The organism is Streptomyces asiaticus, from assembly GCF_018138715.1.
Taxonomy (GTDB): Bacteria; Actinomycetota; Actinomycetes; order Streptomycetales; family Streptomycetaceae; genus Streptomyces; species Streptomyces asiaticus.
This window is the reverse complement of record NZ_JAGSHX010000006.1, coordinates 999,688-1,016,875: the sequence shown is the minus strand read 5'-3', so window position 1 is coordinate 1,016,875 and position 17,188 is coordinate 999,688. Positions and strand designations below refer to the sequence as shown.

Annotated in this window: 8 protein-coding genes; 7 read left to right on the top strand and 1 reads right to left on the bottom strand. The window is 70.3% G+C overall.

The genetic code is table 11. The features are described from left to right. Position 1: 1 nt before the first annotated feature. From KHP12_RS11985 to KHP12_RS11955, 7 genes are all read left to right on the top strand, one after another. On the top strand, positions 2–10,276 hold the full coding sequence (locus tag KHP12_RS11985; RefSeq protein WP_211832931.1) for a non-ribosomal peptide synthetase: 10,275 nt from the start codon (positions 2–4) through the stop codon (positions 10,274–10,276). 20 nt (positions 10,277–10,296) lie between these two features. Continuing rightward, complete coding sequence (locus tag KHP12_RS11980) at positions 10,297–10,866, top strand: hypothetical protein (protein WP_210610251.1); 570 nt, start codon at positions 10,297–10,299, stop codon at positions 10,864–10,866. 283 nt (positions 10,867–11,149) lie between these two features. Next, on the top strand, positions 11,150–11,755 hold the full coding sequence (locus KHP12_RS11975) for a hypothetical protein (RefSeq protein ID WP_086880460.1): 606 nt from the start codon (positions 11,150–11,152) through the stop codon (positions 11,753–11,755). Further along, positions 11,752–12,906, top strand: a complete 1,155-nt coding sequence (locus KHP12_RS11970) for a peptidoglycan-binding protein (protein ID WP_086880461.1) — start codon at positions 11,752–11,754, stop codon at positions 12,904–12,906. The genes KHP12_RS11975 and KHP12_RS11970 overlap by 4 nt, the downstream gene beginning before the upstream one ends. Beyond that, complete coding sequence (locus KHP12_RS11965) at positions 12,903–13,667, top strand: ABC transporter ATP-binding protein (protein WP_051573770.1); 765 nt, start codon at positions 12,903–12,905, stop codon at positions 13,665–13,667. Before KHP12_RS11970 ends, KHP12_RS11965 begins: the two co-directional genes overlap by 4 nt. After that, entirely contained in the window at positions 13,664–14,866 is a 1,203-nt protein-coding gene (locus KHP12_RS11960; protein ID WP_086880462.1) for an ABC transporter permease, read from the top strand. Before KHP12_RS11965 ends, KHP12_RS11960 begins: the two co-directional genes overlap by 4 nt. A gap of 200 nt (positions 14,867–15,066) precedes the next feature. Further along, positions 15,067–16,440 carry a cation:proton antiporter gene (locus tag KHP12_RS11955; protein WP_244202604.1) on the top strand — a complete coding sequence of 458 codons (1,374 nt, stop codon included), beginning with the start codon at positions 15,067–15,069 and terminating at the stop codon, positions 16,438–16,440. Here the strand turns inward: KHP12_RS11955 and KHP12_RS11950 are convergent. Then, positions 16,427–17,188 carry a polysaccharide deacetylase family protein gene (locus tag KHP12_RS11950; protein WP_244202605.1) on the bottom strand — a complete coding sequence of 254 codons (762 nt, stop codon included), beginning with the start codon at positions 17,186–17,188 and terminating at the stop codon, positions 16,427–16,429. The two genes, KHP12_RS11955 and KHP12_RS11950, sit on opposite strands and share 14 nt — an antisense overlap.

Here is a 17,188-nt window from a genome sequence, read left to right as displayed (position 1 = left end):
GATGACCGACTCCGCTCTGGTGGGGGTATGGCCGCTGTCGCCGCTACAGGAGGGTCTGCTGTTCCATGCGGTGTACGACGAGGAGGGCATCGACGTCTACGTCGAGCAGATGATCACCGGCCTGGAGGGCAAGCTGGACTCCGCGGTGCTGCGGGCGTCCTGGCAGGCGCTGCTCGACCGCCACGAGAGCCTGCGCGCGGGCTTCCAGCGGCGTGCCTCCGGGGCCCCGGTCCAGCTCGTCATGCGCCGGGTGACCCTGCCGTGGCGTGAGGAGGACCTGTCCGGGCTGGACGCGGAAGCGGCCCGTGTGGAGTCGGAGCGGTTGGGGATCGAGGAGCGGGAGCGGCGTTTCGATCTGGCGGTGCCGCCGTTGCTGAAGGTGTTGTTGGTCAAGGTCGGGCCGGATGTGTACCGGATGATGGTCACGCTGCATCACATCCTGCTGGATGGCTGGTCGCTGCCGGTGCTGATGCGGGAGTTGTGGACGTGTTACGAGGCCGGGGGCAGCGCACACGGTCTGCCGCCCGTCACCCCGTACCGTGACTACCTCGCCTGGCTCGCCCGCCAGAACAAGGAAGAAGCCATGGCGGCCTGGCGGAAGATGCTGGCCGGGGCGGATGAGCCGACACTGGTGGCCCCGGCCGAGTACAACGGGGCGCCGGCGCACTCCGCCATGGTGTCCGGCAGGGCGAGCAAGGAGCTGGACCAGGCGCTGCGCGACCTGACGCGCCGCTTCCACGGCCTCACCCTGAACACGGTCGTTCAGGCCGCCTGGGCTCTCGTCGTCGGCAAGCTGACCGGCCGACGGGATGTGGTGTTCGGCGCCAGCGTGGCCGGACGGCCGCTGGACCTGCCGGGCATGGAGAGCATGCTGGGGCTCTTCATCAACACCGTGCCGGTACGCGTGCGCTTCGACCCTGCGCAGTCGGTGGCCGAACTGCTGACGGAGCTCCAGGCCGAGCAGGCGGCGCTGGTGGACTACCAGTATCTGAGCCTCAGCGATATCCAGCGGCAGGCCGGGCCCGGGGCGACGTTCGACACCATCATGGCGTTCGAGAGCTTCCCTTCGGGCACGAACGCGCGGAAGCCGCCGGGCGACAAGCCATCGGGCGATAAGCCATCGGGCGATGAGGCCGATCGACGCGGACCGGGCGGCCTGAAGTTCACCGAGCATGGGCTCCGGGAGTCGATCAACTACCCGCTCGGCCTGGTGGTCGGCCCGAGCGGCGGCCTGGGCATGCGGCTGAGCTACCGGCCGGACCTGTTCGACGAGGAGACGGCCCAGGGGCTGGTCGACCAGGTACTCCGGGTGCTGGGGCAGATGGCGGCCGATCCGGAGACGTTGGTCGGTCGGCTGGATGTGGTGGGGGAGGTGGAGCGGGCTCGGGTGGTGGCGGAGTGGAATGCCACGGAGGCTGCGCTGTGTGGCGGTTCGGTGGTGGAGCGGTTTGAGGGGTGGGTTGCGGAGGCGCCGGATGGGGTGGCGGTGCGGTGTGGTGGTGAGGCGTTGTCCTATGGGGAGTTGGACGGGCGGGCGAATCGGTTGGCGCGGTTGTTGGCCGGTGCTGGTGTTGGTCGGGAGTCGCGGGTTGCGTTGTGTTTGGCGCGGTCGGTGGACATGGTGGTGGCGGAGTTGGCGGTGTGGAAGGCGGGTGGGGCGTTCGTTCCGCTGGATCCGGAGTATCCGGCCGACCGGTTGGGCTTTGTGATCGCGGACAGCGGGGCCGAGGTGGTCCTGGGCACGGTCGATTGCCTCGATGGCGTCCCGCTCGGTGATGCTCGTGCTGTCTTTCTCGAGGGTGCCGATGCCTACTCGGCGGAGCCGTTGGGGACGGTCGTTGTCCCGGATCAGTTGGCGTATGTGATTTATACGTCGGGTTCGACGGGGCGGCCGAAGGGTGTGGCCGTCGCTCATGGTGGTGTGGCGAATCTGGCTGAGGCGATGCGTCCGGTGTTGGGGATGGACGCGGGTGTGGTGGCGTTGCAGTTCGCGTCGTTCAGCTTTGACGCCGCCGTCCTCGATGTCGCCGTCACCCTTGCGGCTGGTGGGACGTTGGCGGTGGCGAGTGCGGAGGAGCGTAGGGATCCGCAGGCGTTGGCGGAGATGATCGGTCGGTGTGGGGTGCGGGTGGCGAGTGTGGTGCCGTCGCTGCTCGGGGTGCTGGACCCGGATGCCGTCCAGGGTGTGCGGAACTGGGTTCTGGGCGCGGAGCGGTTGAGTGCGGAGCTGGCTGGTCGGTGGTCGGCGGGTGCGCGGGTGTGGAACACCTACGGGCCGACCGAGGCCACCGTCATCACCACCGCTACCGCGACCGCGCTGAAGGCCGGGTTGGAGGCTGCGCCCCCTATCGGTCGGCCGCTGCCCAACAACAAGGTGTTTGTGCTGGATCCGTTCCTGCGGCCGGTGCCGGTTGGCGTGGTCGGCGAGGTCTATATCGCCGGTGCCGGGCTGGCCCGGGGCTATATCGGTCGGCCGGGGCTATCGGCAGAGCGGTTCGTGGCCTGCCCGTTCGCTGCGCCGGGTGGCCGGATGTATCGCAGTGGCGACCTGGCGAAGTGGACGGCCGATGGTGATCTGGTCTTCGCGGGGCGGGTCGATGAGCAGGTCAAGGTGCGTGGTTTCCGCGTCGAGCCGGGTGAGATCGAGACGGTGGTGGCCGCCTGTGAGGGCGTGGGCCAGGTCGCGGTGGTGGTACGTGGCGACGGGCCGGGGGACAAGCGGCTGGTCGCGTACGTGGTCCCCAATGGGGAGCTGGACCTGGCAGCCGTACGGGAGTTCGCGGCGGACCGGCTGCCGGAGTACATGGTCCCGGCGGTCGTCGTGCTGGATGCGCTCCCGTTGACGGTCAACGGCAAGCTGGACCGCGCGAAGCTCCCGGCCCCCGACGCCACAGCCACCGTGGCGGGCCGGGGCCCGGCGACCCCCACTGAAGAGATCCTCTGTGGGCTTTTCGCCGAGGTGCTCGGCGTGGAGCGGGTCAGTGCCGATGTCTCGTTCTTCGAGCTCGGCGGTGACTCACTCCTGGCGATGCGGCTCATTGCCAGGGTCCGGGCGGTGCTCAACACCCGGATCACCATCCGTGAGCTCTTCACCGCCGCCACGGTCGCCCTCCTCTCCCGCCGTATCGAGGAGGAAGGCGACCCGGACGGCCGGGCCCGCCCCGCGCTGGCGCCGTGCCCCCGGCCTGACTCCGTACCGCTGTCGTACGCCCAGCGGCGGATGTGGTTCCTCAACCGCCTCGAAGGCGTGGGCGAAGGCGCGGGCTACAACCTTCCGCTGGCGCTCCGGCTCTCCGGTGAGCTGGACAGGGTTGCTCTGGAGGCGGCGCTCGGGGATGTCGGCGACCGGCACGAGAGTTTACGTACGGTCTTTCCCGAGACCGATGGCGAACCGCGTCAGCATGTGCTGGCGGGTGGCGCCGGCCGACCGTCGCTCGTGGTCGTGGAAACGACGGAGCAGGAATTGCCGCAGGTCCTGGCGGCGCACTCCGCCCGGGGCTTTGATCTGAGCGTTGATCTGCCGTGGCGGGCGCGGCTGTTGAAGACGGGTCCGTCGGAGTATGTGTTGTTGATCGTGGCGCATCACATCGCGGTTGATGGTTGGTCGATGGGTGTGTTGGGTCGGGAGGTCGGGGTGGCGTATGCGGCGCGTCGGGCGGGCCGTGCGCCCGGCTGGGAGCCGTTGCCGGTGCAGTACGCGGACTACGCGCTGTGGCAGCGTGAGGTGCTGGGCACCCTCGAGGAGTCGGACAGTGTGATCAGTGGCCAGCTCGGCTACTGGCGTGAGGCGCTGGCCGGTGCGCCGGAGGAGCTCGTCCTGCCGACCGACCGGCCCCGGCCCGCCGTCTCCTCCTTCCGAGGCCGTTCCATGCCGGTGAGGGTGAGCCCGCAGGTCCACGCCCGACTGGTGGCGCTCGCCCAGCGCGGGCGGGCCACGATGTTCATGGTTGTCCAGGCGGCGCTGGCGCTGCTGCTGTCGCGGATGGGTGCGGGGAAGGACATTCCGGTCGGTACGGCGGTGGCGGGGCGTGGGGATGCGGCCTTGGACGGGCTGGTGGGGTTCTTCGTCAATACGTTGGTGTTGCGGAGCGATGTGGGTGGCGATCCGACGTTCGTGGAGTTGTTGTCCCGGGTGCGGGAGGCGGATCTGGACGCGTATGCCCATCAGGATGTGCCGTTTGAGCGGTTGGTGGAGGATCTCAATCCTGCGCGTTCGTTGGGGCGTAATCCGCTGTTTCAGGTGTCGTTGGGTCTTCAGGGTGCGCCTTCGGGTGAGGGGCGGTTGTGGGATCTGCCGGGGTTGCGGGTGCGTCCGTTCGAGTCGGGGACGGAGGCTTCGGCACGGGTGGATCTGGCCCTGGATCTGGCCGAGCACCGCGACGGCGACGGCAATGCGGGCGGGATCCGCGGCGCGTTCCTGTATGCCACCGATCTCTTTGATGAGCGGACGGTGGAGGTGCTCGCCGAGCGGTTGGTGCGGGTGCTGGAGCAGGTCGCCTCGGATCCTGCGGCTCGGGTGAGTGAGGTCGCCGTGCTGGGCCCGGGCGAGCGGGCGCGGGTGCTGGTGGAGTGGAACGCCACCGAGCGAGAGGTTCCCGTGCGGCCGTTGGGTGAGCTTTTCGACGAGCGGGCGGCCGTCTCCCCGGATGCGGTGGCTGTGGTGGGTGCGGGTGGTGAGGAGTGGTCGTACGCGGAGTTGAGGGATCGGTCGGATCGGGTGGCGGGGGTGTTGGCCGCGCGGGGTGTGGGGCGCGGTGATCTGGTGGGTGTGGTGTTGGAGCGGTCGGCGGATGTGGTGGCGGTGTTGTTGGGGATTGCCAAGGCGGGGGCGGGGTTTGTGCCGGTGGATCCGGCGTATCCGGTCGAGCGGATCCAGTGGATGGTCGAGGATTCGGCGCCTGCGCTGGTCCTCTGCTCGGAGGGGACTCGGGGGTTGCTTCCGGCCGGGGTGGAGTCCTGGGTGTGGGATCCGTCTGAGGTGGTGGCGGAGCCCGCGCCCGCGACCTCGGTGGATGTCGATGATGTGGCGTATGTGATCTATACGTCGGGGTCGACGGGGCGGCCGAAGGGCGTGGCGGTCACGCATCGTGGCATCGGGAACCTGGCGGCCGCGCAGATCGAGCGGTTTGCGGTGGGTGCTGATGCGCGGGTGTTGCAGCTGGCGTCGCTGAGCTTTGACGCATCGGTGTGGGAGTTGTTCATGGCGTTGCTCTCGGGCGCGGCTCTCGTGATGGCGGACTCGGACACGCTTCCGCCCAATGGGTCGTTGAGCGAGGTGGTGGCGGAGTTCGGTGTCACGCATGTGACGGTGTCGCCGTCGGCGCTGGCCACGGTGGAGGAGTTGCCCGAGGGCTTGGGCACGGTGGTGGTGGCCAGCGAGGTGTGCCCGCCGTCGTTGGTCGAGCGGTGGGCGCCGGGGCGGCGGATGGTCAATGCGTATGGGCCGACCGAGGTCACCGTGTGCGCGACGATGAGCGAGCCCCTGGAGGCGTCCGGCTCGGGCCCGGTGCCCATCGGCCGTCCGAACCCCAACACCGCTGTCTATGTGCTGGACGAGCGTTTCCACCCGGTCCCCGTGGGGGTGCTGGGTGAGCTGTATGTCGCGGGTCCGGGCCTTGCACGTGGCTATCTCGGCCGCCCCGGGCTGACCGCGGAGCGCTTCGTCGCGTGTCCCTTCACGGGCGGGCGGATGTATCGCACAGGTGACCTGGCCAAGTGGACCGCGGACGGCCAGCTCGTCTTCGGCGGCCGCGTGGACGACCAGGTCAAGGTGCGTGGTTTCCGTGTCGAGCCCGGTGAGATCGAGACCGCCCTCGCCGCCCACCAGGGTGTTGGTCAGGTGGCGGTGATCGCCCGGGAGGACCGTACGGGGGACAAGCGGCTGGTCGCCTACATCGTGTCGGATGACGCCGTGGATGTGCCTCGGTTGCGGGCGTTCCTCGCTGATCGGCTGCCCGACTACATGGTCCCGGCCGCGTTTGTGACGCTCGACGCGCTGCCCATCACGGTGAACGGCAAGCTGGACCGGGCCGCACTCCCCGCACCCGACTTCACCGGCGCGGCAACGGCGGGACGCGGCCCGGAGACGCCCACCGAGGAGCGCCTGTGTGCCCTCTTCGCCGAGGTGCTGGGCCTGGAGGAGGTGGTGAGCGCCGAGGCGTCGTTCTTCGAGCTCGGTGGCGACTCGATCCTGGTGATGAAGCTGATTGCCCAGATCCGGGCCGCCTTCGGCGCCGAGGTCAGCATCCGTGCGATGTTCACCGCTTCGACGGTGGCCGACGTGGCCCGGTTGCTCGACGGTGCGGAGGACGGCACCGCCCAGCAGGCACTGACCGCTCGGCCGCGCCCGGAGGTGCTGCCACTGTCGTACGCCCAGCAGCGGATGTGGTTCCTCAACCGGCTCGAAGGCGTCGGCGACGGTGCGGTGTACAACCTCCCGCTGGCGCTCCGGCTCTCCGGTGAGCTGGACAGGGTTGCTCTGGAGGCGGCGCTCGGGGACGTGGCCGACCGGCACGAGAGTCTGCGTACGGTCTTTCCCGAGACCGCTGGTGAACCGCGTCAGCATGTGCTGGCGGGCGAGGGGGGTCGGCCGCCGCTGATCGTGGTGGAGACCAGGGAGGAACATCTGCGGGAGGTGCTCGGTGGCTATGCCGCCCGGGGCTTTGATCTGAGCGTTGATCTGCCGTGGCGGGCGCGGCTGTTGAAGACGGGTCCGTCGGAGTATGTGTTGTTGATCGTGGCGCATCACATCGCGGTTGATGGTTGGTCGATGGGTGTGTTGGGTCGGGAGGTCGGGGTGGCGTATGCGGCGCGTCGGGCGGGCCGTGCGCCCGGCTGGGAGCCGTTGCCGGTGCAGTACGCGGACTATGCGCTGTGGCAGCGTGAGGTGCTGGGCACCCTCGAGGAGCCGGACAGTGTGATCAGTGGCCAGCTCGGCTACTGGCGTGAGGCGCTGGCCGGTGTGCCGGAGGAGCTCGTCCTGCCCGCGGACCGGCCCCGGCCGGCGGTGCCGTCCTTCCGCGGTGGCGAAGTGCCGATCGCCATCACCGCGGAAACCCACGCCCGGCTCACGGAGCTCGCCCAGCGGGGCGGGGCGACGATGTTCATGGTGATGCACGCCGCCATCTCCGCACTGCTGTCGCGGATGGGTGCGGGGAAGGATATTCCGGTCGGTACGGCGGTGGCGGGGCGTGGGGATGCGGCCTTGGACGGGCTGGTGGGGTTCTTCGTCAATACGTTGGTGTTGCGGAGCGATGTGGGTGGCGATCCGACGTTCGTGGAGTTGTTGTCCCGGCTGCGGGAGGCGGATCTGGACGCGTATGCCCATCAGGATGTGCCGTTTGAGCGGTTGGTGGAGGATCTCAATCCTGCGCGTTCGTTGGGGTGTAATCCGCTGTTTCAGGTGTCGTTGGGTCTTCAGGGTGCGCCTTCGGGTGAGGGGCGGTTGTGGGATCTGCCGGGGTTGCGGGTGCGTCCGTTCGAGTCGGGGACGGAGGCTTCGGCACGGGTGGATCTGGCCCTCGATCTGGCCGAGCACCGCGACGGCGACGGCAATCCGGGCGGGATCCGCGGCGCGTTCCTGTATGCCACCGACCTCTTTGATGAGCGGACGGTGGAGGGGCTCGCCGAGCGGCTGGCGAGGTTGCTGGATCAGGTGGCGGCCGACCCTACCGCTCGGGTGAGTGAGTTCGAGGTGCTCGATGGCGTGGAGCGGGAGCGGGTGCTGGAGGGATGGAACGCCACCGAGCGGGACGTTCCCGTGCGGCCATTGGCGGAGTTGTTCGACGCACGGGCTGAGCTGTCCCCGGATGCGGTGGCTGTGGTGGGCGCGGGTGGTGAGGAGTGGTCGTACGCGGAGTTGAGGGATCGGTCGGATCGGGTGGCCGGGGTGTTGGCCGCGCGGGGTGTGGGGCGCGGTGACCTGGTCGCGGTGGTCCTGGAGCGGTCGGCGGATGTGGTGCCGGTGCTGCTGGGGATTGCCAAGGCGGGGGCTGGGTTTGTGCCGGTGGATCCGGCGTATCCGGTGGAGCGGGTCGGGTGGATGGTCGAGGATGCCGGGCCGGTGCTGGTGGTGTGCTCCGAGGAGACTCGGGGGCTGGTTCCGGGCGGGGTCGAGTGCATCGTGTGGGATCCGTCCGCAGTGCAAGCCGCGGACGCGGCCCCGGCGCCGGTGGTCTCCGTGGGCGTGGACGACGTGGCGTACGTGATCTACACATCGGGCTCGACGGGCCGTCCCAAGGGCGTGGCGGTCACGCATCGCGGCATCGGAAACCTCGTCAGCGCGCAGATCGAGCGGTTTGCGGTGGGTGCTGATGCGCGGGTGTTGCAGCTGGCGTCGCTGAGCTTCGACGCTTCGGTATGGGAGTTGTTCATGGCGTTGCTCTCGGGCGCCGCCCTGGTGATGGCGGACCAGGACATGCTCCCGCCCAACGGCTCGCTGGGCACGACCGCCGCGGCGCTGGGTGTCACGCATGTGACGGTGTCGCCGTCGGTGCTGGCCACGGTGGAGGAGTTGCCCGAGGGCTTGGGCACGGTGGTGGTGGCCAGCGAGGTGTGCCCGCCGTCGTTGGTCGAGCGGTGGGCGCCGGGGCGGCGGATGGTCAATGCGTATGGGCCGACCGAGGTCACCGTGTGCGCGACGATGAGCGAGCCCCTGGAGGCGTCCGGCTCGGGCCCGGTGCCCATCGGCCGTCCGAACCCCAACACCGCTGTCTATGTGCTGGACGAGCGTTTCCACCCGGTCCCCGTGGGGGTGCTGGGTGAGCTGTATGTCGCGGGTCCGGGCCTTGCACGTGGCTATCTCGGCCGCCCCGGGCTGACCGCGGAGCGCTTCGTCGCGTGTCCCTTCACGGGCGGGCGGATGTATCGCACAGGTGACCTGGCCAAGTGGACCGCGGACGGCCAGCTCGTCTTCGGCGGCCGCGTGGACGACCAGGTCAAGGTGCGTGGTTTCCGTGTCGAGCCCGGTGAGATCGAGACCGCCCTCGCCGCCCACCAGGGTGTTGGTCAGGTGGCGGTGATCGCCCGGGAGGACCGTACGGGGGACAAGCGGCTGGTCGCCTACATCGTGTCGGATGACGCCGTGGATGTGCCTCGGTTGCGGGCGTTCCTCGCTGATCGGCTGCCCGACTACATGGTCCCGGCCGCGTTTGTGACGCTTGACGCGCTGCCGATCACGGTGAACGGCAAGCTGGACCGGGCCGCACTCCCCGCACCCGACTTCACCGGCGCGGCAACGGCGGGACGCGGCCCGGAGACGCCGGCCGAGGAGCGCCTGTGTGCCCTCTTCGCCGAGGTGCTGGGCCTGGAGGAGGTGGTGAGCGCCGAGGCGTCGTTCTTCGAGCTCGGTGGCGACTCGATCCTGGTGATGAAGCTGATTGCCCAGATCCGGGCCGTCCTCGGCGCCGAGGTCAGCATCCGCGCGGTGTTCACCGCCCCGACGGTGGCCGACGTGGCCCGACTGCTCGACGGTGCGGAGAACGGCACCGCCCGCACCGACTCCGACGCCACCGGCCTGTTGCTGCCACTCCGGACGGAAGGCGACCGGCCGCCCGTGTTCTGCGTCCACCCGAGCACCGGGCTGGGGCGCTGTTACGCGGAACTCGCGGATCACCTGCCGCCGGACCGGCCGGTCTACGCGTTGCAGGCCCGCGGTTTCGGCACGGATGAGTCACTGCCACCGACGGTCGAGGAGATGGCCGCGGACTACGTGGCGAGGATCCGGACCGTGCAGCCGGCCGGGCCCTATCACCTCCTCGGCTGGTCGTTCGGTGGCACCGTGGCCCATGCGATGGCGGCACTGCTCCAGCAGCGGGGTGAAACGGTGGACCTCCTGGTCAGCCTCGATGGCTACCCCGGCGTAGACGACGCGGAGCCGACCGGCGAGCCCGCTGACGGGTTTGCCGACGGGCCCACCGACGGGCCCACCGACGGAGCCTTCGGTGGGCCCGCCGGCGAGCCCACTGAAGGGCCCCGTGGCGGGCGGCCCAAGCGGGTGCGGATGCTCTCCGAGATCCAGAGGGTCAACGCCAACAACAACCGGCTCCTCCAGCACCACACGCCCGGCGTCTTCCGCGGAGAACTGCTGCTCTTCGTCGCCACGGAGGGTCGGCCCGCGTCGGCCCCCGCGCCGCTGGCTCCGGACAGCTGGGCGCCGTACGTCGACGGGCATATCGAACCGGTACGGATCGCCTCCGATCACGACGGGATGCTCACCGGAGAGCCCCTCGAAACGATCGGTCGGCTTATTTCCGCGCAGCTGCTGACGAAGAATTAGGGAGAGGGTGGAGAGAGAGTATGGACGAGAAGGAGAACGCGGCCGCGGGTGAGCCGCCCGAGGGCACGCGCCGACAGGGCAGATTGGGCATTCTGCTCGTTTCGCTGGGGGCTGCTCTCGCGATCGGGATGGTGGCGGGCGGATTGGGTTTCGCGCTCGGCTCCGACGATTCCCCGAAGTCCTCCGGGAGCGCCGGGGCGGGGGACAAGAAGGCCAAAAGCATGGCCTTCGTCGAATGCCTTCGGGACAATGGCGTGCCGGACTTTCCCGACCCCGCCGCGGACGGCTCCATTCTGCTGGACCCGAGCAGCGGCATAGACGTCAAGGGCGATGCGTACAAGAAGGCGGAGAAAGCCTGCGAGCGTCTGATGCCGGAAGGGCGCCGGGCTTCCCCGCCGCCCGGTGGGATGCCCGATCTGACGAAGTACGTGGACTGCATGCGGAAGAACGGCGTGCCCGAGTTCCCCGACCCGAAGGGCGGCGGCTTCGCCCCCGAGGAGGCCGGGATCGACGTCAAGTCGCCCGAGTTCCGGGACGCCCACAAGGCTTGCCGGCAGAACCTGCCCGCAGGAGCGCCGGGGCCGGCGTAACCCCGCCCGGTGCCCCGCCCGGTGCCCTGCCGGGTGGCTCCTCCGCCCCGGTCCGCCGAACCACCTGTACGGCGGCCCGGGGCTTCCGCCTGCCCGGCGCCCCGGGACCTCCGCCTGCTCGGTGGACCGAGGTTTCCGCCTGCCCGGCGGCCCGGGACTTCCGCATGCCCGGCGCCCCGGGACCCGCGCATCTCCGGCCGTAACCCCCACTGAAACCTCGGCGAAACCGCCCCCTCGCTAAAACAGGAGGTACAGGAAATCCCGAAGGAATGGGGACAGTGGCATGGTGGTTATCACGGAGCGGCCGTCGGTTGGCAGTGCCGCACCCAAGAAGAGGCTGCGGCGCACCACCGCACTGGCGGCGCTGCTGACCGGGGTCGCCCTGCTCGCCACTGCCTGTGGCGACAACGGCAAACCCGATAAGAGCGTGGCCAGCGTGGGCTCCGGGAAGAACTCGCAGTCCAAGCAGCCGGAGGCCGGCGCGCAAGGGGACGGGCTGAAATTCGCGGAGTGCATGCGGAAGAATGGCCTGCCCGATTTCAAGGACCCGAAGCCCGGTGAGGGCATGGGCGCCGGAATCGACCCGCAGTCGTCGGAGTTCAAGAAGGCCGAGAAGGCCTGCAAGCAGTACATGCCGGCCCCGCCCCCGCAGGAAGGTGGCGGCGGTCCGGGCGATGTGTGGCCGACCAAGGACAAGCTCAAGTACGCCAAGTGCATGCGCAAGAACGGCGTGCCCAGCTTCCCGGACCCGGACGAGAGCGGTGGCTTCAAGCTGGAGGTCGACCCGACCACTCCGCAGTTCAAGAAGGCGGAGGACGCCTGCAAGCAGTACCAGCCCGAGTCCCTGCGCAACATGGAGCCCAACAAGCCCGGTGGGGGCTCGGCGTGAGTGCGACCCAGAGCCCGACCGAGGACGAGGAAGCGAGCCCCCCGGAGCGGCAGAGCGTGCCACCACCGGCGCGGCGCAAGCGGCGTGGGCTGACCGCGATCGTCGTCGTGGCGATCGTGGTCGCGGCGGGCGCGGGCGTCGTCGTGGCCGATCCGTTCAAGAAGTCCGAGAAGGACTCGTCGACCAGGACCAGCGCCCCCACCGGGCTGGCGAAGGTCACCCAGGGCTCCCTGTCGGCCCGCACCCTGGAGAACGGGACGCTCGGCTACGCGGGCTCGTACGACGTGGTCAACAACGCCAAGGGCACCATCACCAAGCTGCCCGCCGTGGGCGATGTGATCAGCCAGGGCAAGGTGCTCTACCGCGTGAGCGGCAAGCCGGTGGTGATGCTCCAGGGCGCCGCCGAGCCGGTCTACCGCGATCTGGCCTACGGCGCCGAGGGCGCCGACGTGCGGCAGCTCAACGCCGCGCTCGTCAGCCTCAAGTACGCCACCAAGGCACAGATCGACCCCGACTCGGACTACTTCAGCATGCAGACGTACTACGCCCTCAAGGAGCTCCAGGAGGACGTCGGCCTGAAAAAGACGGGTGAACTGTCCCTCGGACAGGCGGTGTTCCTGCCCGCCGAGGAGGTCCGGGTCATCAAGTCCGGGGCCGTACGCGGTGGCCCGGCCGGGCAGGGGCAGAACGTCCTCCAGGTCTCCTCGACCAAGCGGCAGGTGACGGTCGAGCTCAACGCCAGCCAGCAGACCGGAGTGGCGGTCGGCGACAAGGTGACCATCACCCTCCCCAACGGCAAGTCGACCGACGGCGAGGTGTCATCGGTGGGGAAGGTGGCGAAGCAGGCCGACGACAAGACCACGATCGAGGTGCAGATCAAGCCGAAGGACCCGAAGGCCACCGGCGGGCTCGACCAGGCGCCCGTCCAGGTGGCCATCGTCTCCGACACCGTGAAGGACGTGCTGTCGGTGCCGGTGAACGCGCTGCTGGCGCTCGCCGGAGGCGGTTACGCCATCGAGGTCGTCGACGCGGGCGGCAAGCACAAGCTGATCCCGGTGCGCACCGGGCTCTTCGACGACAGCGAGGGCAAGGTGGAAGTCAGCGGCGCCGGACTCGAGGTCGGCCAGAAGATCGCGGTGCCCGCCTCATGACCGGCGTGGAGACCGAGACGCGGCCGGTCGACGTCCGGACCGGCGGCGAGGCGGTCCTGCAACTGGAGGACGTGACCAAGGTCTATCCGGGCGCCTCCCCGGTCGTGGCGCTGGACGGAGCCGGATTCACCATCCACCGGGGCGATCTGGTGGCCATCGTGGGCCCCTCCGGCTCCGGCAAGTCGACCCTGTTGCAGGTCATGGGCACCCTGGACCGGCCGACCTCCGGCACGGTACGGGTCGTGGGGGAGGACGTGGCCGCGATGTCCGACCGGGCGCTGGCCGGGCTGCGCGCCACCCGGATCGGCTTTGTCTTCCAGCAGTTCTTCCTGGCCGAGCACGCCACGGCGCTGGAGAACGTGGCGGACGGGATGCTGTACTCCGGCGTCCGGCGCCCGGCCCGGCTGTCGGCGGCCGCCGCGGCCCTGGACCGGGTCGGCCTCAGCCACCGGATCCACCACCGGCCGTCGCAGCTGTCGGGTGGCGAGCGGCAGCGGGTGGCGATCGCCCGTGCCCTGGCCGGTGATCCGGCGATCGTGCTGGCCGACGAGCCCACCGGCAACCTCGACAGCGTCGCGGGTGCCGCGATCTTCAAGCTGTTCAAGGAGCTCAACGCCGAGGGCACCACCATCGTCATGATCACCCACGATCGGGAGCTGGCCGCCCGGCTGCCACGCCGGATCGAGGTGCTCGACGGCCACATCGTCGCGGACGTCATGTCGGCGGAGGACCCGCTGGACATCGAGAGGCGGTTGCCATGACCTCCACGGCCCCCGCCCCCGGCCGGCTCCACCCCGCCGACCTGGGCCGGACCGCCAGCGTGGGCCTGCGCACCCGCCGGATGCGGGCCGCCCTGTCGGCGCTGGGCATCGCCATCGGCGTCGCCGCGATGGTGGCGGTGCTCGGGCTGTCGTCCTCATCGCAGGCCGGTCTGCTCGCCGAGATCGACAAGCTGGGCACCAATCTGCTGAAGGTCACTCCGGGCCAGTCGCTGGGCGGCGGGGACGCCAAGCTCCCCGTCGAGGCGCCGGGCATGATCTCCCGGATCGGCCCGGTCGAGGCGGTGCAGAGCACCGGCAAGACCGACGCCGAGGCGTACCGCAGCCCGCACATCCCGAGCCTGAACACCAACTCCCTTACGGTGAACGCCGCCAGCCTGCGCCTCCCGGCCGCGGTGCGCACCTCGATGGCCCAGGGCCGATACCTCAACGCCGCCACCGCGCGGCAGCCGGTGGCCGTCCTCGGCTGGGACGCCGCCAGCCGGCTGGGCATCTCCCGGATCCACCCGGGCATGCGCATCTGGGTCGGCGGCCAGTGGTTCTACGTGTCCGGGGTGCTCAAGCCCGCGAAGCTGACACCGGAGATCGACTCGGCGGTGCTGGTGGGCTATGAGGCCGCGAAGAAGTACCTGGACTTCGACGGCCACCCCTCCACGGTGTACGTACGGTCCAACACCGACCAGGTCAAGGAGGTCCGCAACGTCCTGGCCGCCACGGCCAACCCGCAGAACCCCAGCGAGGTCAGCGTCACCCAGCCGTCGGCGGCGCTCGAGGCCCGGGCCGCCGCGCGGTCGGCGCTGGACGGACTGTTCCTCGGGCTGGGGGCGGTGGCCCTGCTCGTCGGGGGCATCGGTGTCGCCAACACCATGGTGATCTCCGTGCTCGAACGCCGCTCGGAGATCGGACTGCGGCGGGCGCTCGGCGCCACCCGTGGCACCATCCGGCTCCAATTCCTCTCCGAGGCGATCCTACTCGCCATGCTCGGTGGCGCGGTCGGGGTCGTGCTGGGCACGCTGGCGACGTTCGTCTACGCGGGCGTCAAGGGCTGGGAGACCGTGGTGCCGGTGCTCGCCTGGGCGGGTGGACTCGGCGCGGCCGTGGCCATCGGCGCCATCGCCGGGCTGCTGCCCGCCCTGCGGGCGGCCCGGATGCCACCCACGGAGGCGCTGCGAACGGTCTGAACCGAGCCGCCCGGCACCGTGGTGAATCCCCCGTCCCGGTGCCGGGCTTCGGCCTGCCCGGAAAACAGGGGAACGGACGTACGGCCGTGGTCGCACGCGATCGGCGTCGGCCCCGCGTCCACACGTCCAAGTGCGCATTTCCGTACGCGAGGTGGCTCGCCGAAACTGGGCGGAACCGGTGACGGGGGAGGGCCATGGCCATGAGTGGCAGTGCGCTGGAAGAGACCATCCGTGATGTGCTGATCGGCCTCGCCGTGGTCGTACCCGCGGCCGTCGTCTGCGGGCGGATCGCCCAGCGGCTGCGGCAGCCGGCGGTGCTGGGGGAAATCGCCGCGGGCCTGATGCTGGGGCCCAGTCTGCTGGGGCTGCTGCCCGGGAATCCGACCGCGGTCCTCTTCCCGGACCAGGCCCGCCCCTTCCTCCAGCTGCTGGCCCAACTGGGCCTCGTGCTCTTCATGTTCGGAGTGGGACACCACCTCGACGTGGCGCAACTGCGTGGCCGTGGCCGGCAGGTGGTGTCGGTCTCACTCAGCTCCGTCGCCCTGCCGTTCTCCCTGGGCACGGGCCTGGCCGTCGCCTTCGCGTCCTGGGGAATCACCGAGCAGGGGCGGATGGGGCTGCTCGGTCCGGCGCTGTTCCTGGGCGCGGCCATGTCCATCACGGCCTTCCCGGTGCTCGCCCGCATCCTGACCGACCACGGTCTGGCCCGGGAGCGCATCGGCACCATGGCGCTCGCCTGCGCCGCCCTCCAGGACCTGCTGGCATGGGGGATCCTCGCCGTCGTGGTCGTCGTGGTGAACGCCGACGGTTCCTGGCCGCTCGCCCGGATGGCGCTGCTCTCCGCCCTCTTCGTCGTCGGCATGCTGTACGTGGTCAGGCCCGCGCTGCACCGGCTGCTGGCGCCCGAGCGGTCCTGGAACCGGGACAGCACACTGGTCCAAGGCGTGGTCTTCAGCGGTCTGCTGCTGTCGGCCTGGGCCACCGACGCGATGGGACTGCACACCGTGTTCGGCGCCTTCGTCTTCGGCGCCGTCGTACCGCGCCGCCTGCTCGAGGCCCACGCTCCGGAGGTGCCCGCGCGCATCGAGCAGTCGAGCCTGCTGCTGCTCCCGGTCTTCTTCACCGTCACCGGGCTGTCCGTCAACTTCCAGGGACTCGGCGGCCAGGGCCTGGCCATGCTGCTCGCCGTGCTCGTCGCGGCCTGCGCGGGCAAGTTCATCGGTGCCGCGGCCGCCGCCCGGCTCACCGGGGCCACCCCTCGGCAGGCCGTCACTCTCGGCGTGTTGATGAACGCGCGCGGGCTCACCGAACTCGTCCTGCTCAACGTGGGCCTGGGCCTCGGTGTCATCGACGGCCGTGTCTTCACCGTGATGGTGGCCATGGCCGTGGTCACCACGATGATGACCGGCCCGCTGCTCCAGCGCCTGTTGCCGGCGCCCCCGTCGCGCACCGCCTGCCGCGGTGGCGAACACGGGGGCGCCGGTGGCGCGGCGAACACCGGGACGGGCCCGCGGCCGCTGCCGCGCGACGCGGCCGGAAGCGGTCAGCCGGATACGGCGCTCAGGGAGCCGTGACGACCGCGCCGCCACCCGCCCCGGCCGTGATCCTGCCGGGGCACAGCCCCCGTGCCGCGAGCCCGCTGAGGATCTGCGGCACGGCGGCGACGGTGGTCTGGTACCCGCCGTCGTGCATGAGGATGATGCTGCCCGCCCGCATGGTGGCGGCGGCCTGGACGATCTGCTGGGTGCCGGCCCCGTTCCAGTCCTGGGAGTCCACGCTCCACAGCACCTCGGTCAGCCCGAGACGGGCCTCATCGGCCCTGACCTGCGCGTTGGTCTCCCCGTAGGGCGGCCGGAACAGGGTGGGTGTCTGCCCGGTGATGCGCTTGATGGTGTTCTGGGCGCCCGCGATCTCGTTGTACGCCGCCGGTTCGCCGATCTGGGTGAGATGGGGGTGCGAGGTGGTGTGATTGGCGATCCACATGCCGGCCGTCTGCTCGGCCCTGAGCAGGTCCGGATACTGGTCGGCGTGCTGCCCCCAGATGAAGAAGGTGGCCTTCGCGCCACCCGCGCGCAGGGCGTTGAGCAGCGCCTGGGTCGACCCCGGGTTCGGCCCGTCGTCGTACGTCAGACCCACATATCCATTGGGGCAGTTGGCCCAGGCCCGCTCGGTGTGCGCCGCGCCGTGCGTGGCGGCGGGCGACGGCGCGGCGGAGAACCCCGCCAGGGCGGCCGTGGCCGCGGCGACGAGCGCGAACCGCCGCGCTTTCCCGGTGCTTCTTGTGCCTGCGCGTCTTGCCGTGGCCTTCCCGCGTCCGGTCAT

What these genes read in the sequence shown, in the direction of transcription:
- KHP12_RS11985 (WP_211832931.1), top strand. Translation starts at nt 2, where the DNA reads ATGACCGACTCCGCTCTGGTGGGGGTATGGCCGCTGTCGCCGCTACAG.
- KHP12_RS11955 (WP_244202604.1), top strand. Translation starts at nt 15,067, where the DNA reads ATGAGTGGCAGTGCGCTGGAAGAGACCATCCGTGATGTGCTGATCGGC.
- KHP12_RS11965 (WP_051573770.1), top strand. Translation starts at nt 12,903, where the DNA reads ATGACCGGCGTGGAGACCGAGACGCGGCCGGTCGACGTCCGGACCGGC.
- KHP12_RS11980 (WP_210610251.1), top strand. Translation starts at nt 10,297, where the DNA reads ATGGACGAGAAGGAGAACGCGGCCGCGGGTGAGCCGCCCGAGGGCACG.
- KHP12_RS11975 (WP_086880460.1), top strand. Translation starts at nt 11,150, where the DNA reads ATGGTGGTTATCACGGAGCGGCCGTCGGTTGGCAGTGCCGCACCCAAG.
- KHP12_RS11960 (WP_086880462.1), top strand. Translation starts at nt 13,664, where the DNA reads ATGACCTCCACGGCCCCCGCCCCCGGCCGGCTCCACCCCGCCGACCTG.
- KHP12_RS11950 (WP_244202605.1), bottom strand. Translation starts at nt 17,188, where the DNA reads ATGACCGGACGCGGGAAGGCCACGGCAAGACGCGCAGGCACAAGAAGC.